23 protein-coding genes and 1 riboswitch are annotated in these 23,908 nt (G+C 72.0%); of the genes, 18 read left to right on the top strand and 5 right to left on the bottom strand.

Features of this window, described 5'->3' with window-relative positions; all coding sequences use genetic code 11:
• Positions 1 to 126 precede the first annotated feature (126 nt).
• The 4 genes from M2163_RS12620 (at position 127) to M2163_RS12605 (ending at position 3,943) form a co-directional block, all read left to right on the top strand.
• A complete protein-coding gene (locus tag M2163_RS12620) occupies positions 127 to 1,569 on the top strand; it encodes a GuaB1 family IMP dehydrogenase-related protein (protein WP_280854253.1) in 1,443 nt (480 codons plus the stop codon).
• 67 nt (positions 1,570 to 1,636) lie between these two features.
• Complete coding sequence (locus M2163_RS12615) at positions 1,637 to 1,855, top strand: hypothetical protein (protein ID WP_280894003.1); 219 nt, start codon at positions 1,637 to 1,639, stop codon at positions 1,853 to 1,855.
• Positions 1,856 to 2,022: 167 nt separating this feature from the next.
• Entirely contained in the window at positions 2,023 to 3,480 is a 1,458-nt protein-coding gene (locus tag M2163_RS12610; protein WP_280894002.1) for an amino acid permease, read from the top strand.
• 10 nt (positions 3,481 to 3,490) lie between these two features.
• Positions 3,491 to 3,943, top strand: coding sequence for an Lrp/AsnC family transcriptional regulator (locus M2163_RS12605; RefSeq protein WP_007380661.1), 453 nt, complete (start codon positions 3,491 to 3,493; stop codon positions 3,941 to 3,943).
• Here the strand turns inward: M2163_RS12605 and M2163_RS12600 are convergent.
• Both M2163_RS12600 and M2163_RS12595 read right to left on the bottom strand, forming a co-directional pair.
• The gene (locus tag M2163_RS12600) at positions 3,912 to 4,409 is read right to left on the bottom strand and encodes a hypothetical protein (RefSeq protein ID WP_280894001.1); all 498 of its coding nucleotides are present in this window, start codon (positions 4,407 to 4,409) and stop codon (positions 3,912 to 3,914) included. The genes M2163_RS12605 and M2163_RS12600 overlap by 32 nt on opposite strands.
• An 87-nt stretch (positions 4,410 to 4,496) precedes the next feature.
• A complete protein-coding gene (locus M2163_RS12595; RefSeq protein ID WP_280894000.1) occupies positions 4,497 to 5,237 on the bottom strand; it encodes a GntR family transcriptional regulator in 741 nt (246 codons plus the stop codon).
• A gap of 225 nt (positions 5,238 to 5,462) precedes the next feature.
• On the opposite strand from M2163_RS12595, the gene M2163_RS12590 reads away from it, so the two are divergent.
• The 8 genes from M2163_RS12590 to M2163_RS12555 all read left to right on the top strand — a co-directional run bounded on the left by M2163_RS12590 (position 5,463) and on the right by M2163_RS12555 (position 14,857).
• Complete coding sequence (locus tag M2163_RS12590) at positions 5,463 to 6,617, top strand: extracellular solute-binding protein (RefSeq protein WP_280893999.1); 1,155 nt, start codon at positions 5,463 to 5,465, stop codon at positions 6,615 to 6,617.
• Entirely contained in the window at positions 6,614 to 7,510 is an 897-nt protein-coding gene (locus tag M2163_RS12585; protein ID WP_280893998.1) for an ABC transporter permease subunit, read from the top strand. The genes M2163_RS12590 and M2163_RS12585 overlap by 4 nt, the downstream gene beginning before the upstream one ends.
• Positions 7,498 to 8,310, top strand: coding sequence for an ABC transporter permease subunit (locus M2163_RS12580; protein ID WP_280893997.1), 813 nt, complete (start codon positions 7,498 to 7,500; stop codon positions 8,308 to 8,310). The genes M2163_RS12585 and M2163_RS12580 overlap by 13 nt, the downstream gene beginning before the upstream one ends.
• 3 nt (positions 8,311 to 8,313) lie before the next feature.
• The gene (locus M2163_RS12575; RefSeq protein ID WP_280893996.1) at positions 8,314 to 9,363 is read left to right on the top strand and encodes an ABC transporter ATP-binding protein; all 1,050 of its coding nucleotides are present in this window, start codon (positions 8,314 to 8,316) and stop codon (positions 9,361 to 9,363) included.
• 43 nt (positions 9,364 to 9,406) lie between these two features.
• Positions 9,407 to 10,813, top strand: coding sequence for an HAD-IA family hydrolase (locus tag M2163_RS12570; protein ID WP_280893995.1), 1,407 nt, complete (start codon positions 9,407 to 9,409; stop codon positions 10,811 to 10,813).
• 105 nt (positions 10,814 to 10,918) lie between these two features.
• Positions 10,919 to 12,223: an MFS transporter gene (locus tag M2163_RS12565; protein WP_280893994.1), complete on the top strand. Its 1,305-nt coding sequence runs from the start codon at positions 10,919 to 10,921 to the stop codon at positions 12,221 to 12,223.
• Positions 12,224 to 12,339: 116 nt separating this feature from the next.
• Positions 12,340 to 13,128, top strand: coding sequence for a carbon-nitrogen hydrolase family protein (locus M2163_RS12560; protein ID WP_280852695.1), 789 nt, complete (start codon positions 12,340 to 12,342; stop codon positions 13,126 to 13,128).
• A gap of 31 nt (positions 13,129 to 13,159) precedes the next feature.
• Entirely contained in the window at positions 13,160 to 14,857 is a 1,698-nt protein-coding gene (locus M2163_RS12555; protein ID WP_280852696.1) for an NAD(P)/FAD-dependent oxidoreductase, read from the top strand.
• Here M2163_RS12555 and M2163_RS12550 read toward each other — a convergent pair.
• Both M2163_RS12550 and M2163_RS12545 read right to left on the bottom strand, forming a co-directional pair.
• Positions 14,854 to 15,786 carry an LLM class F420-dependent oxidoreductase gene (locus tag M2163_RS12550; RefSeq protein WP_280852697.1) on the bottom strand — a complete coding sequence of 311 codons (933 nt, stop codon included), beginning with the start codon at positions 15,784 to 15,786 and terminating at the stop codon, positions 14,854 to 14,856. The genes M2163_RS12555 and M2163_RS12550 overlap by 4 nt on opposite strands.
• 34 nt (positions 15,787 to 15,820) lie before the next feature.
• Positions 15,821 to 16,507, bottom strand: a complete 687-nt coding sequence (locus M2163_RS12545; protein WP_280852698.1) for a DUF5995 family protein — start codon at positions 16,505 to 16,507, stop codon at positions 15,821 to 15,823.
• A gap of 172 nt (positions 16,508 to 16,679) precedes the next feature.
• Between M2163_RS12545 and M2163_RS12540 the strand changes: the two genes are divergently transcribed.
• Positions 16,680 to 17,810, top strand: coding sequence for a glycoside hydrolase family 6 protein (locus M2163_RS12540; RefSeq protein WP_280897250.1), 1,131 nt, complete (start codon positions 16,680 to 16,682; stop codon positions 17,808 to 17,810).
• Positions 17,811 to 17,910: 100 nt separating this feature from the next.
• Positions 17,911 to 18,369, top strand: a complete 459-nt coding sequence (locus M2163_RS12535) for a thioesterase family protein (RefSeq protein WP_280852699.1) — start codon at positions 17,911 to 17,913, stop codon at positions 18,367 to 18,369.
• Here M2163_RS12535 and M2163_RS12530 read toward each other — a convergent pair.
• Positions 18,329 to 19,540: an MFS transporter gene (locus M2163_RS12530; RefSeq protein ID WP_280852700.1), complete on the bottom strand. Its 1,212-nt coding sequence runs from the start codon at positions 19,538 to 19,540 to the stop codon at positions 18,329 to 18,331. The two genes, M2163_RS12535 and M2163_RS12530, sit on opposite strands and share 41 nt — an antisense overlap.
• Positions 19,541 to 19,653: 113 nt before the next feature.
• Here M2163_RS12530 and M2163_RS12525 point away from each other — a divergent pair, with 113 nt between their 5' ends.
• The 4 genes from M2163_RS12525 (at position 19,654) to M2163_RS12510 (ending at position 23,888) form a co-directional block, all read left to right on the top strand.
• Complete coding sequence (locus tag M2163_RS12525; RefSeq protein ID WP_280893993.1) at positions 19,654 to 20,826, top strand: ROK family transcriptional regulator; 1,173 nt, start codon at positions 19,654 to 19,656, stop codon at positions 20,824 to 20,826.
• A 255-nt stretch (positions 20,827 to 21,081) separates the two neighbouring features.
• Positions 21,082 to 21,212, top strand: a riboswitch (FMN riboswitch).
• Positions 21,213 to 21,358: 146 nt separating this feature from the next.
• Positions 21,359 to 21,964, top strand: coding sequence for a riboflavin synthase (locus M2163_RS12520; RefSeq protein ID WP_280852702.1), 606 nt, complete (start codon positions 21,359 to 21,361; stop codon positions 21,962 to 21,964).
• Positions 21,961 to 22,602, top strand: a complete 642-nt coding sequence (locus M2163_RS12515; protein ID WP_280852703.1) for a nicotinamide mononucleotide transporter family protein — start codon at positions 21,961 to 21,963, stop codon at positions 22,600 to 22,602. The genes M2163_RS12520 and M2163_RS12515 overlap by 4 nt, the downstream gene beginning before the upstream one ends.
• Positions 22,599 to 23,888, top strand: coding sequence for a bifunctional 3,4-dihydroxy-2-butanone-4-phosphate synthase/GTP cyclohydrolase II (locus M2163_RS12510; protein ID WP_280893992.1), 1,290 nt, complete (start codon positions 22,599 to 22,601; stop codon positions 23,886 to 23,888). Before M2163_RS12515 ends, M2163_RS12510 begins: the two co-directional genes overlap by 4 nt.
• Positions 23,889 to 23,908 lie beyond the last annotated feature (20 nt).

Genomic DNA, 23,908 nt, shown 5'->3' with positions numbered 1-23,908 from the left:
CTCCGCCGGTCTGGACGTTCCGCCCGTGGGTGGCGTCCGGTACGGCGTGGGAGAATGAAGTACGTGCTCTTTCCCCCTGGCTGACCTGTCCGGGGGCCACCTCTGATCGACTGGGATGTGCAGCACGTGCGTTTCCTCAACGACATCCAGCCCCCCTACGACCTGACGTACGACGACGTCTTCATGGTCCCGAGCCGCAGCGCCGTCGGCTCGCGGCAGGGGGTGGACCTCAGCTCCCCGGACGGCACGGGCACCACGATCCCGCTGGTCGTCGCCAACATGACCGCCATCGCCGGGCGCCGCATGGCTGAGACCGTGGCCCGGCGCGGGGGCCTCGTGGTCATCCCGCAGGACATCCCGATCGAGGTCGTCACCGAGGTCGTCTCCTGGGTGAAGAGCCGCCACCACGTCCTGGACACCCCGATCGTGCTGGCCCCCCACCAGACCGTCGCGGACGCGCTCGCCCTGCTGCCCAAGCGCGCGCACAACGCCGGGGTGGTCGTCGACGAGGGCGGGCGGCCCGTGGGTGTCGTCACCGACCAGGACCTGTCCGGGGTGGACCGCTTCACGCAGCTCGCCGAAGTCATGTCGCGCGACCTGCTGCTGCTCGACGCCGACATCGACCCGCGGGAGGCCTTCAACCGCCTCGACGCGGCCAACCGGCGCTACGCCCCCGCCGTGGACCGGGACGGCCGCCTCGCCGGCATCCTGACCCGCAAGGGCGCCCTGCGCGCCACGCTGTACACGCCCGCCGTCGACGCGCAGGGCAGGCTGCGCATCGCCGCCGCCGTGGGCATCAACGGCGACTTCGCGGAGAAGGCCAAGCAACTGCTCGACGCGGGCGTCGACACGCTCGTCATCGACACCGCGCACGGCCACCAGGAGTCGATGATCACCGCGATCAGGACGGTCCGGGCGCTCGACCCGCAGGTCCCGATCGTCGCGGGCAACATCGTGGCCGCCGAGGGTGTACGGGATCTGGTCGAGGCCGGCGCGGACATCATCAAGGTCGGGGTGGGCCCCGGCGCGATGTGCACGACCCGCATGATGACCGGAGTCGGCCGGCCGCAGTTCTCGGCGGTGCTGGAGTGCGCGGCCGAGGCGAGGAAGTACGGCAAGCACGTCTGGGCGGACGGGGGTGTCCGGCACCCGCGTGACGTCGCCATGGCGCTGGCCGCCGGCGCGTCCAACGTGATGATCGGGTCCTGGTTCGCGGGCACCTACGAGTCGCCGGGCGACCTCCAGCAGGACGCGAGCGGACGGCTCTACAAGGAGTCCTTCGGCATGGCGTCCGCACGGGCGGTGCGCAACCGCACGTCGGACGAGTCGGCGTACGACCGGGCCCGCAAGGCGCTGTTCGAGGAGGGCATCTCGACCTCCCGGATGTTCCTCGACCCGGCCCGCCCGGGCGTCGAGGACCTGATCGACTCGATCATCGCGGGCGTCCGCTCCTCCTGCACCTACGCCGGCGCGGGCTCCCTGGAGGAGTTCGCCGAGAAGGCGGTCGTGGGCATCCAGAGCGCGGCCGGTTACGCCGAGGGCAAGCCGCTGCACGCCAGCTGGAGCTAGTTCTGCGGTGTGCGGCCCCCGTCGGGAGGCGGGGGCCGTACACGTTTTCCCGACCGTTGCCGACCCGGTGCGGGCGGGTACGGGGCCACGGGCGCTCCCGGCCGCCGGGGCCTCCTGGTCGCAGATCGGGGCCGCGCTCGGCACCAGCGCGCAGGCCGCGGGGGAGGCGCACACGCCCGGGATCGACGGCCTGGCCGCGGCCCACGGCAAGCCCGGTCGGACGGGGTTCGACGAGGCCGACGCGGCTGAGGCGCGAGCCGTCGCGGGGGAGCCGGAGGACCGCTGAGGCGGGTGAAAGGGCACCGGAGGCGGGTGCGCGCAACGAACCCCCGCCCAGCCGCGCGGAACGCAACGATCTTGCGAGTGCGTGCAAGGTTGCTGCATTACGACTGTGACGTCCGGGCTCGTAGGGTGCTTCGCTGTACTCACCTGCAGCGACGAAGGAGTCAGCGCGTGCTCGACCAAGGCGCACCCCCACGACAGCGCACACCACAGGCGGCGGGGGTCGGCGCGCGCCTCCTGCGGCGCAAGCCGGTGGAACGGCTGGTGGCGGAGGGCGGCCAGGGCGAGGGAGGGGCCCTGAGGCGCTCCCTCGGGCTGTGGCAGCTGACGATGATCAGCATCGGCGCCACCCTCGGCACCGGCATCTTCGTGGTGCTCGGTGAGGCGGTGCCGAAGGCGGGTCCCGCCGTGACCCTCTCCTTCGTGATCGCCGGCCTCACCGCTCTCTTCTCGGCCCTGTCCTACGCCGAGCTGGCCGGCACCATCCCGGTCTCCGGGTCCTCGTACTCGTACGCGTACGCAACCATGGGCGAACTGATCGCCTGGATCTGCGGCTGGTGCCTGGTCCTGGAGTACGGCGTCTCGGTCGCCGCCGTGGCCGTCGGCTGGGGCGAGTACCTGAACGAACTGCTCGACGGCACCATCGGCGTCACCATCCCGGACGCGCTGTCCGCCCCGCCCGGCGACGGCGGCGTCTTCAACCTCCCTGCGCTGATCGTCGTCCTGCTCGCCATGGCCTTCCTGCTGGGCGGTGCCCGCGAGTCGGCCCGCGCCAACACCGTCATGGTGGTCGTGAAGATCGCCGCGCTGGTGCTGTTCTGCGCGATCGGCGTCCAGGGCTTCCGCTCCGGGAACTACGAGCACTTCATGCCGCTCGGCATGGCGGGCGTGAGTGCGGCCGGTGCCACGCTGTTCTTCTCCTACATCGGCTTCGACGCCGCCTCCACGGCCGGTGAGGAGGCGAAGAACGCCCAGCGCGACCTGCCGCGCGCCATCATGCTCTCGCTGGTCATCGTGACCGCGTTGTACGTCCTGGTCGCGGCCGTGGCGGTCGGCGCCAGGCCCTGGCAGCACTTCAACGACTCGGAGGCCGCGCTGGCCCAGATCATGCGCGAGGTGACCGGGCAGAGCTTCTGGGGCACCCTGCTGGCGTTCTGCGCGGTCATCGCCATCGCGAGCGTCGTCCTGACCGTGCTCTACGGCCAGACCCGCATCCTCTTCGCGATGGCCCGGGACGGACTGGTGCCGAAGGTGTTCGGCCGCGTCCACCCGAGGACCGGCACGCCCCGGGCCAACACGGTGATCGTCTCCCTCTTCTGCGGTGTCCTGGCGGCGGCCATCCCGCTCGGTCAGCTCGCCGACGCCACCAGCATCGGCACGCTCTTCGCCTTCGCGCTGGTCAACATCGCCGTCGTGGTGCTGCGCCGGACCCGCCCGGACATGCCCCGCACCTTCCGGGTCCCGCTCTCGCCGGTCTTCCCGGCGCTGGGTTTCGCCTTCTGCGTGTGGATGATGGGCAGCCTGTCCACCGTCACCTGGGTGGTCTTCGGGGTCTGGATGGCCGTCGGGCTCGTGTTCTACTTCGTGTACGGCCATCGCCGTTCCCGACTCGCAACACCCGAAAGCTGATCCACCCACCGTGCTGAACGATCTCGACGAACGCATCGTGCACGCCCTCGCCGAGGACGCCCGCCGCTCCTACGCGGACATCGGGCAGATCGTCGGCCTGTCCGCGCCCGCCGTGAAACGGCGCGTGGACCGGCTGCGTGCCACCGGGGCCATCACCGGATTCACCGTACGCGTGGACCCGGCGGCCCTCGGCTGGGAGACCGAGGGGTTCGTCGAGATCTACTGCCGGCGCAACACCTCCCCGGAGACCATCCAGCGGGGTCTGGAGCGCTACCAGGAGGTCGTGGCCGCCTCCACCGTCACCGGCGAGGCGGACGCGGTCGTCCAGGTCTTCGCCTCCGACATGCGGCACTTCGAGCGGGTACTGGAGCGGATCGCCGGGGAGCCGTTCGTGGAACGCACCAAGTCGGTGCTGGTCCTGTCCCCGCTGCTCAGGCGCTTCTCGTCGGGTTCGCCCACCTGAGCCGCTCGGCGCGGCATCGGACCGAGGCCACCAGCCGCCCGGTGAGCAGGGCGTGCGCGCCGGAGGAGATGACCAGCAGCCGGTAGAGGGCACCGCCGGGTCCGGGGAACCGGGCCCGGCTCTCGGCCCGCAGCCGCGCGCGGCCGCCGTCGGCCTGCTCGATCCGGAAGACCAGGGCGTACGTCGAGAAGTGGTGGCGGCCGACGAGGACCAGCTGGCGTCCCGGGACCGCGTCGGCCACCCGGAACCCGGGAAGGACCGAACCCTCGGCGAGGGGCCGCGGCCCGGACGCCGTACGGTCGGCCACGCCCACCAGACGGGCGTAGCGGGCGGAGCGCGGGCGGCCGAAGGACTGCTCCAGGGTCTCGCCGAGCGCCTGCCAGACATCGTCGGCCCGGGCCGCGGCCAGCGTCACGTGCTCGTCGATCCGGGGGAGTGCGGCGATGTTCACGGAGACCTCCGTCATGGGCGGTGGTGCGACTGTACGCGTGCGGGGGAACGCCTGTGCCGTCGTCCCCGGCGCGGGACAGCCCTGCGGCCCGGCCGGGCGGGCCTACTCCGCGGTCTTGCGCGCCAGCGCGTTGTTGCCGATCGAGTTGTGCACGCTGAAGCTCACCGCGTCAGAACGGTAGCGGTCGTCCGACCACTCCACCGGCCGCCCCTCACGGGTCGTGGTCACCCGCCGGACCCGCAGGAGCGGACTGGTCCGGCGCACGCCCAGCAGCTCCGCGTCGCGCGCACCGGCCGCCACCGCGTCGATGACGTGCTCCCCGTAGGCGAACACCAACCCCGTGTCGTCGTACAGGCGTTGTGTGACCGAGGGGCAGTCGGGCTCGACGGCCTCGACGGTCGGGGAGATCCAGTCGGCGTACACCGTCCGCTCCAGCAACACCGGTTCGCCGTCCAGACCGCGCACCCGCAGGACGTGCAACACCGGTGTTCCTGCGGTCAGTTGGAGGCGTACCGAGTCCTCCTGGGAGGCGGGCCGGTACTCCTGTGCCACCACTCGGCCGGTCGCCTCCCGGCCCATCGCCCGCGCCCACTGCGCGAAACTCCTCAGCTCCGCGAAGCTCTGGCTGCGGCGGCTGGCCAGCACCACCCGCCGGGCGCCCTGCCGGGAGCCGATGAGCCCCTCGGAGGTGAGCGCCGCCACCGCCTGGCGGACCGTCCCGCGGGAGACGCCGTAGTGCGCCGCGAGCTCCGTCTCGGCGGGCAGCAGACTGCCGACGGTGTACTCCTCGCGGTCGATCGCCCGGCGCAGTGCGTCGGCGATCTGCTCGTGTCGCGCCCCCATGCTTCCCCTCTGAGTCGAATGCTGTGCACAGCGTGACCAGCGTAGTCGACCTCCTGTGTCGACGGGAGAAGCCCTGATTGTGCGGGAATTCAGCGGCCGACGTTTCGCCAGAGTTTACGGACAGGACACCAGCGGCAGCCTTACTGAGGCCAACTTGTTCAGACAAGTTCTCTCCCTTTTGACTCCCGTATGGCTCCGCACCCTCGCGCGTCCCCTGGAGAAGCCGTGACCGTGTCCCTGCCGAGAACCGCCGCCCTCGGTGTTCTCGCCACCCTCGCCGCCCTCGCCCTGAGCGCCTGTGGTGCCGCCCCCGACACCGCGTCGACCACCGCCGACGGCAAGAGTGCCGCCACCGCCACCTTCGCCGCGGACTTCGGCGGCATGGACAAGCTGGTCGCCGCGGCGAAGAAGGAGGGCACGCTCAACGCCATCGCACTGCCCCGCGACTGGGCCAACTACGGAGCCCTGATCGACGGCTTCCAGAAGAAGTACGGCATCAAGATCTCCGTCGAGAACCCCGACGGCTCCAGCCAGGACGAGATCAACGCCGTGACGTCCAGGAAGGGCCAGGACCGCGCCCCGGACGTCCTCGACCTCGGCAGCTCCTTCGCGCTGAGCGCCGCCCAGCAGGGCCTGCTCGCGCCGTACAAGGTCCAGTCGTACGACGACATCCCCACCGGCCAGAAGGACCCGCAGGCCCGCTGGTACAACGACTACGGCGGCTACATCTCCATCGGCTGCGACGCCAAGCGGGTCAAGACCTGCCCCACCACCTTCGCCGACCTGCTCAAGCCCCAGTACAAGGGCCAGGTCGCCCTCAACGGCAATCCCACCAAGTCCGGCTCGGCCTTCGGCGGGGTCTACGCGGCCGCGCTCGCGAGCGGCGGCTCCTTCGACGACATCCAGCCCGGCCTGGACTTCTTCGCCAAGCTGAAGAAGAACGGCAACTACACGCCCGTCGAGTCGACCCCGGCCACCGTCGAGAAGGGCGAGACGCCGATCAGCATCGACTGGGACTACCTCAACGCCGGGTACGCCGACGAGTTCAAGTCCAAGGGCGTCGACTGGAAGGTTACGGTCCCGAGCGACGGCCAGTTCTCGCAGTACTACTCCCAGGCCGTCAACAAGGCCGCCCCGCACCCGGCGGCCGCCCGCCTGTGGCAGGAGTACCTCTACAGCGCCGAGGGCCAGAACCTCTGGCTCAAGGGATACGCCCGCCCGGCCCTGATGACCGCCATGGAGAAGGCCGGCACCCTCGACAAGGCCGCCGCGGCCAAGCTGCCCGAGGTCACCGGAACCCCGGAGTTCCCGACCGAGGCCCAGCAGGACAAGGCCAAGACGGTCCTCGGTGAGGGCTGGGCGAAGGCCGTCTCCGGATGACGGCCACCGCCGTACGGGTGGACACGGCGCCCGCCGCTCAGGTGAGGCGGCGGCGCCGGTCCCTCGGCTGGGTCGCGGTGGTCCCGCTGCTCGCGTTCGTCGCGGTCGCCTTCGGGCTGCCCGCGGCCGCCATGCTCGACGGCGCGTTCACCGCCAAGGACCCCGCCACCGGGGCGACTTCGTACACCCTCGGCAATCTGACGACCTCCCTCAAGGGCGCCTACCTCACCGCACTGCTCGGCAGCGTGAAGCTGTCGGCCGTGTCCGCCGCCCTCGGCACCCTGGTCGGACTGCCCCTCGCCCAGGCCGTGGTGACCTCCCGATTCCGCGCCCTGCGTGAGGCCGTGCTCACCGCGTCCGGGGTCCTCGCCAACTTCGGCGGTGTCCCGCTGGCCTTCGCCTTCGTCGCCACGCTCGGCAACGCCGGTGTGCTGACCCGGCGCTTCGGCCTCACCGACCAGGGCTGGGACCTCTACAGCTTCTGGGGCCTGGTCATCGTCTACCTGTACTTCCTCATCCCGCTCATGGTCCTCACCGTCACCCCCGCCCTGGAGGGGCTGCGCGTCCAGTGGCGCGAGGCCGCGCAGAACAACGGGGCCACGGGCGCGCAGTACTGGCGGTTCGTCGCCCTGCCCGTCCTGCTGCCCACACTCCTCGGCGGATTCGTGCTGCTCTTCGGCAGCGCCTTCGCCGCCTATGCCACCGCCGCCGCGATGGTGGGCAGTTCGATCCCGCTGGTCACCCTCCAGATCGCCGACGCGATCTCCGGCAACGTGCTCGTCGGCCAGGAGAACGTGGCGCTCGCCCTCAGCCTCGACATGGTCCTGGTCGCCGGTCTGGTCATGGCCGTGTACCTGCCCCTTCAGCGAAGGAGCGCCCGATGGCTCGCCTGAACCTGTGGCGGTGGGGCGTCCTCGGCCTCGCCGGACTGTACTTCCTGGTGCCGCTGGCCGCGTCCGTCGTCTTCACCGTCGACGTGCCCGGCCAGGGTGTCACCTTCGACGCCTACACGCAGATCTTCTCCACCGACGGCTTCGTCGCCAGCCTGCTGCTCTCGCTGGAACTGGCCCTCGCCACCATCGCCGTCGTGCTGCTGCTGATGGTGCCCGCCATGGTCGCGTTGCGGCTCGGGGCACCGCGGCTCAGGCCGGTCGTCGAAGTGGTGTGCTCGCTGCCGCTCGTCGTCCCGCCGATCGCGTTCGTCGCCGGCATCGGCACGGTCCTCAAATGGGGCCCCGACCACCTCTCCCGGACCCCGCTGTTCCAGACCTTCGTGGCGATCCAGAACCCCGACTTCCCGTTCGTCCTGGTGCTGGCCTACGTCGTGATGGCGCTGCCCTTCGTGTACCGGGCCCTGGACGCCGGCCTCCGGGCCGTCGACGTCCGCACCCTCGTCGAGGCCGCCCGCAGCTGCGGTGCCGGCTGGCCGCAGGCTCTGGTCCGGGCCGTCCTGCCCAACCTGCGCGGCGCCCTGCTCAACGCCTCCTTCCTCACCCTGGCCCTGGTGCTCGGCGAGTTCACCGTGGCCCAGCTGCTGGGCTTCCAGCCCTTCGCGGTGTGGATCGTCAACGTCAGCGGTTCGCAGGCCCAGTTGTCCGTCGCCGTGTCCGTGCTCAGTCTGCTCGTGACGTGGGTGCTGCTCCTCGCCCTGGCCGGCTTCGGCGGCCGTACCCGTCCTACCTCCCGGGGATGACTCATGTCTGAATCAGCTGCAACCGTCGAATTCCGGGGCCTGAGGCGGGAGTTCGGGCCGACCGTGGCCCTCGACGGACTGGACCTGGCCGCCCGGCCGGGTGAACTGCTCGCCCTGCTCGGCCCGTCCGGCTGCGGCAAGACCACCGCCCTCAGGATGCTCGCCGGTTTCGAGCACCCCGACTCCGGCGAGGTGCTGGTGGACGGCGAGGACGTGACCAGGGTGCCGGCCCACCGCCGGGACGCCGGGATGGTCTTCCAGTCGTACAGCCTCTTCCCGCACCTCGACGCACTCGACAACGTGGCCTTCGGACTGCGCATGCGCAAGGTCCGCACGGCCGAACGGCGGTCCCGGGCAGCCGAGTTGCTGGACCTCGTCGGACTCGCCGACAAGGGCGGCCGGTTCCCGCACCAGCTCTCCGGCGGCCAGCAGCAGCGGGTCGCGCTGGCCCGCGCGCTCGCCCTGCGCCCGCGTGTCCTGCTCCTCGACGAGCCGCTGTCGGCGCTGGACGCCAAGGTGCGGCTCAGCCTGCGCGAGGAGATCCGGCGGCTCCAGCAGGAACTGGGCATCACCACCCTGTTCGTCACCCACGACCAGGAGGAGGCCCTGTCCATGGCGGACCGGGTCGCCGTGATGCACGCCGGCAAGCTCGAACAGTGCGCGCCGCCCGGCGAGTTGTACGCCCGCCCCGCCACCGCCTTCGTCGCCGAGTTCGTGGGCACGATGAGCAGGATCCCCGGCCGGCTCGTCCAGGACACCGTCGACGTGCTCGGACAGCGGCTGCCGGTCGACGGCCCGGTGCCGTCCGCCGGCGAGGTCGACGTGCTGGTGCGGCCCGAGGCCGTGCGGGTACGGGCCGCCTCCGACGGGAAGTCCCGCGTGGTCGCCACGTCCTTCCTGGGCGCGGCCGTCCGCGTCACCGTCCGGCTCGCCGACGGCACCGAGGCCAAGGCCGACCTGCCCGCGCACGAGGCCGCCGAGCTCACCGCCGGCGCCGCCGTGAGCGTGTCGCTGCCCGAGCGGCCGGTGCTGGTGGCGGAACGCATCCGCTGACCGTCGTACGACCGCTGATTCCCCCCACACGAAAGAGATCACCGTGACTCGACTCCCGCTCCAGGCCGTCCTGTTCGACATGGACGGCACGCTCGTCGACACCGAGCGGCTCTGGTGGGAGGCGGTGGAGGAGGTCGCCGGACGGCCCTTGACCGACGCGGACCGGCCGGACGTGCTGGGCCGCCCGGTCGAGCACACGGCCGCCTGGCTGTCCGCGGCCACGGGCGCCCCGGCCGCCGCACTCGCCGAGACCCTGCACCACGAGTTCGCGGACCGTGTCCGCACCGGGGTCGTGCCCCGCCCCGGAGCGCTCGACCTGCTCGACGCGCTGGCGAGGGAACGGATCCCCACCGCCCTGGTCACCGCGTCCCCCCGCTCGGTCGCCGACACCGTCCTCGACGTCCTCGGCGCCAGCCGGTTCGCTGTCTCCGTCACCGCCGACGACACCGAGCACACCAAGCCGGCCCCCGACCCCTACCTCGCCGCCTGCCGCGCCCTCGGCGTGCCGCCCTCGGGCTGTGTGGCCGTGGAGGACACGGAGACCGGCGTCCGCTCCGCCGAGGCGGCCGGCTGCGCGGTCCTCGCCGTGCCCTCCCTGGCCCCCATCGGGGCGGCCCCGGGGCGCACGGTCCTCACCGGCCTGGAGGGCGTCACCACGACCCGGCTGCGCGCCCTGCTGCCGTACCGGCTCCGGGTGATGACCTGGAACCTCTGGTACGGCGGCACCAAGGTCCACGACCACCGGGCCAAGCAGCTCAAGGTCATCGCCGAGACCGACGTGGACGTGGTCGGGCTCCAGGAGACGTACGGCACCGCCGCCGGGGAGCTCGCCGAGGCGCTCGGCTGGCACCACCACAGCTGCGGACCGAACCTGGGCGTCATCAGCCGCTTCCCGATCACCGCCGCGCTGGGCGACCCGGACGCCGGGTTCTACGGGGCCGCCGGCGCGCGGATCGCCGTGGGGGACCGGGAGGTCGATGTCTGGACGGCACATCTGGACTCGGCGCACTACGGGCCCTACGCGACGGAGCCGCTCGCCCACGAGGAGGTGCGGCTCGCACAGCTGCGGGACACCCTGCACCGGATCGGGGACGCGGCACCCGTCGTCCTCGTCGGGGACTTCAACTGCCCCTCGCACCTGGACCGGCCGGACACCGAGTGGCCGGTGACGAAGGCGGCCGAGGAGGCGGGCTTCGCCGACTCCTACCGGGAGGCCCACCCGGACCCCGTGCGGGACCCCGGGCACACCTGGTCGCCGGTGCACGGCCACCCGGAGCCCCAGGACCGGATCGACTTCGTGCTCCACTGCGGCCTGCGGGTTCTCGACTCGCGGACCTGCGTCACCGGCACGCACCGGACCTGGCCGGATGTCGAGGACAACGACTGGCCGTCCGACCACGCCGCGGTGATCACCACATTCTCGCTGGGCACCGGGCCCGGGACTGTCTAACATCGGTGCCATGACCTGGCGACATTGATCCACCAGCCGTGCCTCCCGAGGGCCGCCTCGGACGCCGTGCCCACGACGTCCGAACCGCCCTTCCGGGAAGGCCTCATGTCACTCTCACCCGCACGTGTGCCCACCACCGGCGTCCGCCGACTGACGTCCACGCTGTACGGCTACGCGTTCCTCGACGACCTCGTCCTGCTCTACCCGGTGTACGCGCTGCTGTTCGCCGACACCGGCCTGCCGCTGTGGCAGATCTCCTCGCTGTTCGCCCTGTGGTCCCTCACCGCCGTGGTGCTGGAGGTGCCCTCCGGCGCCTGGGCCGACACCGTCTCGCGGCGCCGCCTGCTGTGGCTCGGCCCACTGCTCACCGCGGCCGGCTTCGCGCTGTGGGTGACCGTGCCGTCGTACAGCGCCTTCGCGCTGGGCTTCGTCCTGTGGGGAGCCGGCGGCGCGCTCGGCTCCGGCTCGCTGGAGGCCCTCGTCTACGACGAACTGGAGCGGCTCGGCGCGGCCGAGCGGTACGCGCGCGTGATGGGGCGGACCCGGGCGGTCCGGCTGCTGGCCACGGTCGCCGCGATGGGCCTGGCCGGACCGGTCCTCGCGCTCGGCGGCTACGGGGCCGTGGGCGCCGCGAGCGTCCTGGCCTGTCTGCTGGCCGCGGTGACGGCGACCCGGCTCCCGGAGCACCGGGTGCCGGCGGAGAAGGGGAGCACCAGCTGGCCGGCGACCCTGCGGGCCGGGGTCGCCGAGGCCCGCGGGGACCGCGGGGTCCAGGGTGCCCTGCTGCTCGTGCCCGCCGCCGCCGCGGTGTGGGGCGCCCTCGACGAGTACGTCTCGCTGCTGATCCGCGACCTCGGCGTGGCCGACGCGACCGTGCCCTACCTGGTCCTGCTGGTCTGGGCGACCGTGACCGTCGGCAGCCTGCTCACGGGGCCCGCCGAGCGCCTCGGCACCCGGGGCCTGGCCGCACTGATCGCGGGCGCGGCCCTAGCGATGGCCGTCGGCGCCGGGGTCCGCACCCCGGCCGGCATCGCCCTGGTGGGCCTCGCCTTCGCCGGCTTCCAGCTGGCCGAGGTGCTCGCCGACGTCCGCCTCCAGCACCGCATCGACGACGCCCGCCGGGCCACCCTGACCTCGGTGGCGAGTCTGGGCACCGAACTGGTCACGGTCGCCGTGTTCGGGCTGTACAGCCTGCTCGGCGCGTCCCTGCCGCACAGCACGGTGTTCGTGATCCTCTCCGGGCCGTACCTGGTGACGGCACTGGTGCTGTCCCGGGGCGGCCGGCGCCGACGCGACACATCACCGGAGGGCCGTCCTTGCGACGCGTCACCGGAGATCCGCCCCCGCGACGCGTCGCCGAAGGACCGTCCGCGCAACGAATCGCCGCAGGAGCGCCCTCGCACGCAATGAACCGCTCACGAGCGCGCAACGGCTCCTCCTTGTCCGCCCTGGTGAGACGCCCGTACCGTCTACGTGGCCCTTCCCTGTGGCCCCCACATCCACCTTCCGCCCGGTGAGGATCACGCATGCGCACCGCCCTGCTCCAGAGCTCCGGCCGCCCCGGCTCCGTCGAGGGGAACCTCAAGGTCCTCGACGAGGCCGCGGGCCGGGCCGCCGCCACGGGCGCCGCACTGCTGGCCGCACCCGAGATGTTCCTGACCGGGTACGCGATCGGCGACGACATCGCCCGCCTGGCAGAAGCGGCCGACGGCGAGTCGGCGGACGCGGTCGCGGAGATCGCCGGGCGGCACGGGATCGCGATCGCGTACGGGTATCCCGAGCGCCGGGCCGGCACGGTCTTCAACTCCGCCCAGCTGATCTCCGCCGACGGCACCCGGCTCGCCAACTACCGCAAGACCCACCTGTTCGGCTGCTTCGAGCGCGACCACTTCGAGCCGGGCGAACAGCCGGTGGTCCAGGCCGAGTTGGGCGGCCTCACGGTCGGCCTCATGATCTGCTACGACGTCGAGTTCCCGGAGAACGTCCGCGCCCACGCCCTCGCCGGCACCGACCTCCTGATCGTGCCGACGGCCCAGATGCACCCGTTCCAGTTCGTCGCCGAGTCCCTGGTGCCGGTGCGGGCCTGGGAGAACCAGATGTACGTCGCCTACGTCAACCGGGTCGGCCGGGAAGGGGAGTTCGAGTTCGTCGGGCTCTCCACGCTGGCCGGCCCCGACGGGGTGGCCCGGGCCCGTGCCGGGCGCGCTGAGGAGCTGGTGTTCGCCGACGCGGACCCCGCCCTCCTCACCGCCTCCCGCGCGGCGAACCCGTACCTCGCCGACCGCCGGCCCGGCCTCTACGCGTCCCTCGTCTGAACCCCCCTTTGTGCCAAGGAGTCCGTACCCCATGACGTCCACCGTGCCCAACGCCGTCGAGCACGCAGACGAGCAGCAGCCGCCGATCACCATGTTCGGACCGGACTTCCCCTACGCCTACGACGACTTCCTCGCCCACCCGGCGGGCCTCGGCCAGATACCGGCGACCGAGCACGGCAGCGAGGTCGCCGTGATCGGCGGCGGTCTCTCCGGGATCGTGGCCGCGTACGAGCTGATGAAGATGGGCCTCAAGCCGGTCGTGTACGAGGCCGACCGGATCGGCGGACGGCTCAGGACCGTGGGGTTCGAGGGCTGCGACCCCACGCTGACCGCGGAGATGGGTGCGATGCGCTTCCCGCCCTCCTCCACCGCCCTCCAGCACTACATCGACCTCGTCGGTCTGGAGACGCGCCCCTTCCCCAACCCCCTCGCGGAGGCCACCCCTTCGACGGTCGTCGACCTCAAGGGCGAGTCCCACTACGCCGAGACCGTCGACGACCTCCCGCAGGTCTACCGCGATGTCGCCGCCGCCTGGAACAAGTGCCTCGAAGAGGGCGCCGACTTCTCCGACATGAACCGCGCGATGCGTGAGCGGGACGTGCCGCGCATCCGCGAGATCTGGGCGCGGCTGGTCGAGAAGCTCGACAACCAGACCTTCTACGGCTTCCTCTGCGACTCCGAGGCCTTCAAGTCCTTCCGGCACCGGGAGATCTTCGGCCAGGTCGGCTTCGGCACCGGCGGCTGGGACACCGACTTCCCCAACTCCATCCTGGAGATCCTGCGGGTCGTCTACACCGAGGCGGACGACCACCACCGCGGGATCGTCGGCGGCTCGCAGCAGCTGCCGCTCAGGCTGTGGGAGCGCACGCCGGAGAAGATCGTGCACTGGGCGTACGGGACCTCGCTGGCGAGCCTGCACGAGGGCGGCGAGCCCCGCCCGGCCGTGACCCGGCTGCACCGCACGGCGGGCAACCGGATCACCGTCACGGACGCGCGGGGTGACATCCGCACCTACCGGGCGGCGATCTTCACCGCCCAGTCCTGGATGCTGCTCTCCAAGATCGCCTGCGACGACTCGCTCTTCCCGATCGACCACTGGACGGCGATCGAGCGCACCCACTACATGGAGTCGTCGAAGCTGTTCGTGCCGGTCGACCGGCCCTTCTGGCTCGACAAGGACGAGGACACCGGCCGGGACGTCATGTCGATGACCCTCACCGACCGCATGACGCGCGGGACCTACCTGCTCGACGACGGCCCGGACAAGCCCGCCGTCATCTGCCTCTCCTACACCTGGTGCGACGACAGCCTGAAGTGGCTGCCGCTGTCCGCGAACGAGCGGATGGAGGTCATGCTGAAGTCGCTCGGCGAGATCTATCCGAAGGTCGACATCAGGAAGCACATCATCGGCAGCCCGGTGACGGTGTCGTGGGAGAACGAGCCCTACTTCATGGGTGCGTTCAAGGCCAACCTGCCCGGCCACTACCGCTACCAGCGGCGGCTGTTCACGCACTTCATGCAGGACGCGCTGCCCGAGGACAAGCGGGGCATCTTCCTCGCCGGCGACGACATCTCCTGGACGGCGGGCTGGGCCGAGGGCGCGATCCAGACCGCGCTGAACGCGGTCTGGGGCGTCATGCACCACTTCGGCGGCGAGACCGACGCGACCAACCCGGGCCCGGGGGACCTGTTCGAGGAGATCGCGCCGGTCCAACTGCCCGAGGACTAGACCCCGGCCGCGCGGACCGCTTCGTAGATCTCGGCGGCCACGTCCTTGAGCTCCTCGGCGTCCCGTGCGCTGCCCTGGAGTTCGAGGAAGAACCCGTCGAGGCCGGTCGCGTCGACGTGGGCCGTGAGGTCCTCGACGATCTGCGCGGTGCTGCCCTGGAAGGGGGAGCGGTCCGTGCCGTCGTAGGCCTTGGGGGAGTGCCGGGCGTTGATCCGCACCATCGTGCCGATCGGGTCCGTGCGGCCCCGCTCGGCCGCCATGTCCTGCACCTGCCGCCACTGCTCGGCCAGTCGGTCCACGCCCATGGCGATGGGCATCCAGCCGTCGGCGCGGTCGACGAGCCGGGTCATCGCCTTCCTGCTGTTGGCGGGCAGCAGGATCGGGATCGGACGGGCGGGCTTGGGTGCCACCACGGCCGAGGCGATCTTCGTGATGCCGCCGTCGTACGTCACCGGGTCCGGGCCCCACACCGCCCGGCAGACGCCGATGATCTCGTCCAGCACCCGGCCCCGCTCCGCGAACGGCGCCACACCGCTCGCGGCGTACTCGTCGAGCGACCAGCCCGTGCCGAGGCCCGCCACCACCCGCCCGCCGCTCGCCGCGTCGAGCGTCGCGAGGGACTTGGCCAGCTGGAAGGGGTTGTGCAGCGGCGCCACCAGGACGCTCGTGCCGAGCCGGGCCCGCTCGGTCGACGCGGCCGCCAGGGTCAGCGTCACCAGGGGATCGGGAACCCCGCGGTACATGTCGGGCCACGCCAGGCCCTCGATGCCGTACAGGCCCTGGGTCGCGGGCTCGGGGAACAGGGCCCGCTCGTAGACCCACAGGCTCTCGTAACCGATCCGTTCGGCTGCGCGGGCCACGTCGGGCACGTCACGTCCGATGTCGTACTGCTGTGCCTGGGGGAGGCTCAGTCCCAACCTGATGGCCATGCGTCTGCTCCTTTGCGTCGGTTCTGCGGACAACTCAATCGGGGAGCGGGGTCAGCAGCATGCGTCCCGCGAACCCCACCGCCGTGTCCAGCCGCTCGGTGAACTCCCCGGCCACGTCCGGCAGTCCGCGCAGCGCCCACAGGGCCCGGGCCGCGGTCCAGGTGGCGTCGCGGGCGCGCTCCAGGCTCCAGGAGCCCAGCAGATGGGTGAGCGGGTCGGCGATCTGGAGGACGTCGGGACCCGGCATCAGATCCTCGCGGATGCGTTCCTCCAGCGAGACGAGGAGATCGCCCACGCGGTCGAACTCGTCCTCCACGTCCGCCGGTTCGCAGCCGAGGCTACGACAGGTGTCCACCACGGCGAGCGCCAGGTCGTGGCCGATGTGCGCGTTGATGCCCGCGAGCGCGAACTGCAGGGGGCGTACGCCGGGATGGCGGCGGAACTGGAACAGCGGGCGCCAGCAGGCCGGCGGGCGGTGCTCGCGGGCGGCGGCGTCCACCGCCGCGAGGTAGCGCTCGGCGAACCGCACGTCCAGCGTGATCGCGGCCCGCGCGTCCGCGAACCGGCCCGCGGCCACGCACCGGTCGACCGCCTCGGTGACGGCGAGGTAGACGCGGTTGAAGACCGCTACGCCGTCCCGCTCCGGCAACTCGTCCGCCAGGGCGCGCATACGGGAGACGACCGCGTCGAGGGGAGTGGTGAACTGTTCCAATTGCGCCATGACGGCAGGGTCCCAGTCCTAGTCTGGCCGGGGTACCGGCGGGCCGGACGCTTCCCCAGAACGGGGGAACGGGCCCGTCTGCCGAGGGGGGAGCGACAGGGTGTCAGGCTTACGTGCCCAGCGGCTGGCCGCGCGTCGAGCCGCACGCAGGCGTGCCGTGGGCCGCGGTGCGATGGTCGCGGTGGCCTCCGTGGTCGTCGCCCTCGGCACGGCGACGGGGCTGCTCTCCGCGCTCGGCGACCGCGACGGCTCGGACGAGGCACAGCCGGGGCTGGTCAGTTCCTCCCCGGCCCCGAGTTCTCCCTCCGCCGTGCCGTCCGCGTCCGGGCCCGCCTCTCCCACCGCCTCCGCTGCCCCTTCCCCTTCCGCTTCCGTTTCCGTGGAAGCGAGCGCGTCCCCGTCCACCAGGAAGGCGGGCACCGTTTCCCCGAAGGCCCCCGCCCGCCTCTACCGCCACCCCTCCTCCCAGGTGCTCGACTGGGTGCAGGACCACCCGCGCGACTGGCGCGCCGAGGTCATAGCGGCCCGCATCGCCGACCGGCCGGCCGCGGTCTGGTTCGCCGACCACACGCCGGCGACCATCACCTCCCGGGTGCGCGCGGTCACGTCCGGCGGTGCCGCGCGGGGACGGGTCCCGGTGGTCGTGGCGTACGCGATCCCGGACCGCGACTGCGGCGGCGCCTCGCAGGGCGGGGCACCGGACCTCGGCGCGTACGACGCCTGGATCGACCGGTTCGCGGCGGGGCTCGGCTCCGGCGAGGTCGTCGTCGTCCTCGAACCCGACTCGATCGCCCAGTCCGAGTGCCTCTCGGCCGCGGCGCGCGCCGACCGCTTCGCCTCGCTGGCCCGTGCGGGCCGCGTCCTGAAGGCCGCGAACCCCAGGGCCCGCGTCTACTACGACGCCGGACACTCGGGCTGGCGTCCGGCGGCCGAGCAGGCGGCTCTGCTGAGACAGGCGGGCGCCGCCTCGGCCGCCTCCTCCGACGGGATCTTCAGCAACGTCTCCAACTTCCACACCACGTCGGCCGAGATCGCCTACGACCGTCAGGTCCTCGCCGCTCTGGACGGCCCGCCGGGCCTGGGCGCCGTCATCGACACCAGCCGCAACGGCAACGGCGCCCCGCCCGACGGCGAGTGGTGCGACCCGGCCGGCCGGAAGATCGGCCGGCCCCCGACCCTGGACACCGGCGAGCCGGAGATCGACGCCTACCTCTGGGTGAAGCTGCCCGGGGAGTCGGACGGCTGCAAGGGCACCCCGGGCACCTTCAGCCCGTCGTACGCCTATGAGCTGGCCGCGCCCTAGGCGGGGCTTCCGGTGGGTGCGACCCGGGCCCTCGCCGCGAAGGGTGAGCGACCGCTTAGGATAGGGGTCGTTGTCCTATACACTCAGGAGCTCCGCACCCGTGACCGCCGAAGCCGCTCTCGCCCCCGCCCTGTCCTACGGCCGACTGATCCCGGTCACCGTCCACTTCGACGACCTGGACGCCCTGGGCATGCTGCACAACGCCCGCTATCCCCTGCTCGTCGAGCGGGCCTGGACGGAGTTCTGGCAGGAGCGCGGCGTCCGCTTCGACGGCGACTGGGCGAGCGCCGGGGACGCCTGCAACGTCGTCAAGGAGCTGCTCATCGGCTACGAGGCCCCCGTCACCCGGACCGGCACCTACGCCGTCCACCTGTGGCTGGAGCGCCTCGGCACCACCGGCCTGACCTACGGCTTCCGGTTCTGCTCCGAGGACGGGACCACCACGTACGCGCGCGGCACCCGGGTCCTGGTCCGGCTGGACGCCAGGACCCTGCGCCCCGCGCCCTGGAGCGAGGGCTTCAGGGCCGCCGGTCGGGAACTGCTGCGGCCGCAGGGCTGATCTTCGGGCGGTCCCGGTCGCCGGCCCGCAGCACACCCGCGAAGGCCATGATCCCGCAGGCCAGCACGGTCACCAGCGCGAACGACACCATCAGGCTGGTCGCCTGGGCCAGCGTGCCGATCGCGCTCGGGGCGATCAGCCCCGAGGTGTAGGTGATCGTGGCGACTCCGGCGATCGCCAGACTGGGGTTGGAACCGCTGCGGCCCGCCGCTGCGAAGCACAGCGGCACGACCACCGCGATCCCGAGACCCATCAGCGCGAACCCGCCCATCGCCACGGCCGGATGGTCCGCGACGACGATGAGCAGCCCGCCGAGCACGGCCAGGGCCCCGCTCGCCCGCACCGTGCGCACCGAACCGAACCGGTCCACGACCCGGTCGCCGACCAGCCGCGCGACCGCCATGGTGAACGTGAAGCCGGTGGTGCACGCGGCCGCGAGCCCGGCCGAGGTCTCCAGCTGGTCCCGCAGGTACACCGCCGACCAGTCCAGGCTCGCGCCCTCCGCGAACACCGCGCAGAAGCCGACCGCGCCGATGAGCAGCGCCGACTTCGGGGGCAGCGCGAACCGGGGCGGCGGTTCCTCGTCCTCGGCGGGCTGGAGGTCCAGCACCCACCGGCAGCACAGCAGGCCGAGCAGGGTGAGCGCGGCCGACGCCAGAGCGTGGTGCAGGCGGGCGTCCGAACCCAGGTGCGCGGCGAGCGTGCCGGCGGCCGAGCCGATCAGGGCACCCGCGCTCCACATGCCGTGCAGCCCGGACATGATCGAGCGGCCCAGGCGGTTCTCGATCTCCACGCCGAGCGCGTTCATGGCCACGTCCGCCATGCCGGCCGTGGCGCCGTAGACGAAGAGGGCGAGGCAGAGCGTGAGGAGGTTCGGGGCGAGGGAGGGCAGCACCAGGGCCAGCGTCCACAGGGTGATCAGACCGCGCAGGGCGTTGCGGGCGCCGAAGCGGTGGCTGACACGGCCCGCCAGCGGCATGGCCAGGGACGCGCCGAGTGCGGGGAAGGCGAGAGCGAGGCCCAACTGCCCGGCGCTCACCGAGGAGTGGTCCTGGATCCACGGCACCCGTGTCGCGAACGAGCCGGTCACGGCCCCGTGCACGGCGAACACGGCGGCCACGGCGTACCGGGCCCGCCGCACCTCTGCCGGCGCGTGCACCACATCGCTCATCCTCGGGCCCCTCCCGGTTCCGCGTCAGCACCTTGTCGCCGCCGTAAACTATCAGGAACCCTGCCTGATAGATAGCGCGTATCCGGCACTGCCGATCTGAGAGGATTCCCGGCATGCCCGCATCCCCGAGCACCGCCCGGGCCATCAACGACCGGCTCGCCCTGCGCCTGCTCCAGCAGGAAGGCCCGCTGACGGCAGGGCAGTTGAAGCAGCTCACCGGTCTGTCCCGGCCGTCCGTCGCCGACCTCGTCGAGCGCCTCGCCGCCGCCGGACTGATCGACGTGGTCGGGGAGTCGGGGGAGCAGCGCCGCGGCCCGAACGCGAAGCTGTACGGCATCGTCGCCCACCGGGCCCACCTCGCGGCCCTCGACGTCCGTACCGAGGGCGTCTCCGTCCTCGTCTCCGACCTGCTGGGACGGGTACTGGCCGAGGCGTCGGTGCCCATCGGCGGGGACACCGGGACCGGGCCCGCGGTCGAGCAGGCCGTCGCGCTGGTCGAGCGGACGGCGAAGGAGGCCGGGGTGTCCGAACTGCACACCGTCGGCATCGGCGCCCCCGGCCTGATCGACCCGGCCAGCGGCGAACTCCGCGACTCCGGCGGCCTGCCCGCCTGGCACCGGCGGCTGGTGCTGGCCCTGCAGGAGCGGCTGCCCGAGACACGCGTCCATGTCGAGAACGAGACCAACCTCGCGGCCCTGGCGGAACAGCGGGAGGGGGTCGCCCGGGACCGGGACACCTTCGTCCTGCTGTGGCTCGGCCACGGCACGGGCGCGGCGGTCGTCCTGGACGGCAGCCTGCGCAGGGGTGCGTCGGGCGGCACGGGAGAGATCGGATTCCTGCCGGTTCCCGGCACGGCCGTCCTGCCGTCGGCGACCGACTGCGAAGGAGGCTTCCACTCCCTCGCGGGCTCCGCGGCGATCGCGGCGCTGGCGGCGGAGCACGGCACGGCGGTCGGGGACGAGGGGGACGGGCCGGTGGCCGCCGGGCTGGTCAGGCAGGCGGTGGCCCGCGCCTCGACGGCGTTTCTGGACGCCCTCGCGGACCGCCTCGCCGTGGGAGTAGCCTCCGTCGCCGCGATCCTGGATCCAGGTTGCGTGGTGCTCGGCGGTGAGGTGGGCGAGGCGGGCGGCGCCGACCTCGCGGCCCGGGTCGAACACCGGGTCCGCCGGATGTCGCCGCTGCCGACCGAGGTACGGGCCGGTGTCCTGGGGGGCGCGGCGGTGCTGCGCGGAGCCCTGCTGACCGCGAGGGACAGGGCTCAGGACGAGTTGTTCGCGCCGCACTGAGGGCGGGCCGCGCCGGAGGGGGGAGACCCGGCGGCGGGCAAGGGCCGTCGTCACCGCCGCCGGGCCCGTCTGTGCGGGTGTCCACGCACGGCGACCCTAAAAAGGACTAGACCATTTCGTCAATGGATATGCGCCACCGGCCGGTTGGGATTCCGGACCGCCGCACAAGTCCATCGACACCGCCTGTGAGCCACCCCACACTCTTCGCCTGTATGGACGTCGATCAGGCGTGGCAGACTGGCTCTGTACCAGAAGCAGCGCACTCCGGGGTCGGTGAAATTCCGAACCGGCGGTTACAGTCCGCGACCCGACCGCTTCCAGCGGCCGGTTGACCAGGTGAAATTCCTGGACCGACGGTTAAAGTCCGGATGGGAGGCAGTGCGCGGCGGGCGGGCATTCGTGCGCGCCGCCGTATCCGTTCGTCCTGCGGGACGAGTGCGTCCGGCGTCGCCCCCGGTGTGTCGCTCGTCCTTTCTGTCGTCATCGACAGCCCCGGAGTCCGTGCCCGAATGAGGCAGGGAGGACCCGGGAAGTGTTCACCGGAATCGTCGAAGAGCTGGGCGAGATCACCGCCGTCGAGAACCTCGGCGACGCCTGTCGCTTCCGACTGCGCGGCCCCGTCGTCACCGAAGGTGCGAAGCACGGGGACTCCATCGCCGTCAACGGCGTCTGCCTCACCGTCGTCGACCACGAGGGCGACGAGTTCACCGCCGACGTCATGGCCGAGACCCTCGACCGCTCCAGCCTCGGCGCCCTGGGCGTCGGCTCCCGCGTCAACCTGGAGCGCCCCACCGCCGTAGGCGCGCGTCTCGGCGGGCACATCGTGCAGGGGCACGTGGACGGCACCGGCGAGGTCCTGGAGCGCAAGCCCTCCGAGCACTGGGAGATCATCAAGATCTCGCTGCCCGCGGACCTCTCCCGCTATGTCGTGGAGAAGGGCTCCATCACGGTCGACGGCATCAGCCTCACCGTCGTGGACGCGGGTCCCGACTACTTCACGGTCAGCCTGATCCCCACCACCCTCGCCCTGACCACGCTCGGCCTCAAGCAGCCCGGCGCCCCGGTCAACCTCGAGGTGGACGTCGTCGCCAAGTACGTCGAGCGCCTGCTCGCGAGCAGTCAGGGGGCGGGAAAGTGAACTCCCTCAACACCGAGGCCTTCACCCTGTTCGGCCAGCACATCCTCTGGTCCGACATGATCGGCAACATCCTGGGCCTCATAGCCCTCGCCCTCGGCTGGCGGCGCAACCTGTGGAGCTGGCCGGTGCAGTTCGCCTCCGGCCTCATCCTCTTCGGCGCCTTCTACGGCCACCTCACCGGCAGCGCCGGAAAGCAGGCCGTCGTGATGGTCGTCGCGCTGTACGGCTGGTGGCAGTGGAACCGCAACAAGGGGCAGTCGGGCGACGGGCACATCGCGCCCCGCTTCGCCACCTGGCGCGAGCGCGGTGCCCTGGTCGGCGCCGCCGCGGTCGGCACCGTCGCCGTCGCCCTGCTCTTCAAGGCCTACCCCAGCCTGTCCTGGGACCCCTGGCCGGACGCCTACATCTTCGTCGGCACCGTCGTCGCCATGTACGCCCAGGCCCGCGGCATGGTCGAGTTCTGGTTCGCCTGGCTCCTCGTCGACCTCGTCGGCGTCCCGCTGAACTTCGCCAACGGCTACGCCTTCTCCGGCTTCGTCTACGTCATCTACGGCGCGCTCGTCCTGTGGGGCATGCGCGACTGGTGGCTGCGCTCGCGGAAGTCCGCGCGGCCCGTCATGGAAGGAGCGCCGGCATGACTGCCGCACCCATCTTGTACAGCACCGACGGGTTCGAGGACTTCGCGCTGGACCCCGTCGAGCAGGCCATCGCCGACATCGCGGCCGGCCGCCCCATCGTGGTCGTCGACGACGAGGACCGCGAGAACGAGGGCGACCTGGTCGTCGCCGCCGAGAAGATCACCCCCGAGATCGTCGCCTTCATGATGAGCGAGTGCCGTGGCCTGATCTGCGCCCCCATGGAGGGCGACGAACTCGAACGGCTCAAGCTCCCGCAGATGGTCGACGACAACACCGAGTCGATGAAGACCGCGTTCACCGTCTCCGTGGACGCCTCGGGCGCTCACGGGGTGACCACCGGGATCTCGGCGTCCGACCGCGCGACCACGCTTCAGCTCCTCGCGAGCGGTGACGCCGAGCCCACCGACTTCGTCCGCCCCGGCCACATCTTCCCGCTGCGCGCCAAGGACGGAGGCGTCCTCACCCGCAACGGCCACACCGAGGCCGCCGTCGACCTCGCCCGCCTCGCGGGACTGCGCCCGGCGGGCGCGATCGTGGAGATCGCGGGCGAGGACGGCCGGATGCTCCGCCTCCCCGAGCTGATCCCCTTCGCCCGCAAGCACGGCCTGACGATCATCTCCATCGAGGACCTGATCGCCTACCGCCGCAGCAGCGAGCCCACGGTCCGCCGCGAGGCCCAGACCCGGCTGCCCACCGCCCACGGCACCTTCACCGCGTACGGCTACCGCTCCACCGTCGACGGCGTCGAGCACGTCGCCCTCGTCCACGGCGAGATCGGCGACGGCGAGGACGTCCTGGTCCGCGTCCACTCCGAGTGCCTCACCGGCGACGTCTTCGGCTCCCTGCGCTGCGACTGCGGCCCCCAGCTCGACGCCTCCCTGGAACGCATCCAGGCCGAGGGCAGGGGAGTGGTGGTCTACCTGCGCGGCCACGAGGGGCGCGGCATCGGCCTGCTGTCCAAGCTCCGGGCCTACGAACTCCAGGAGCAGGGCCACGACACCCTCGACGCCAACCTGGAGCTCGGCCTGCCCGCCGACGCCCGGGACTACGGGGCGGGCGCGCAGATCCTGGAGGACCTCGGCGTGCGCAGCCTGCGTCTGATGACCAACAACCCGGACAAGTCCGACGCCCTCCTGCGGCACGGCCTCAAGGTCACAGGCCGGGAGCCGATGCCCGTCCAGGCGGGCGAGCACAACCTCCGGTACCTGCGCACCAAGCGGGACCGGATGGGCCACGACCTTCCCTGGCTGGACACCACCCCGGTGTCCACCTGCAGCAACCAGTAAGCACTTCGAGGAGAGTTCGA

This window comes from Streptomyces sp. SAI-135, from assembly GCF_029893805.1.
Lineage (GTDB): Bacteria > Actinomycetota > Actinomycetes > Streptomycetales > Streptomycetaceae > Streptomyces.
Note: the sequence above shows the minus strand (reverse complement) of the source record. Positions and strands in the feature narration are given on the sequence as shown.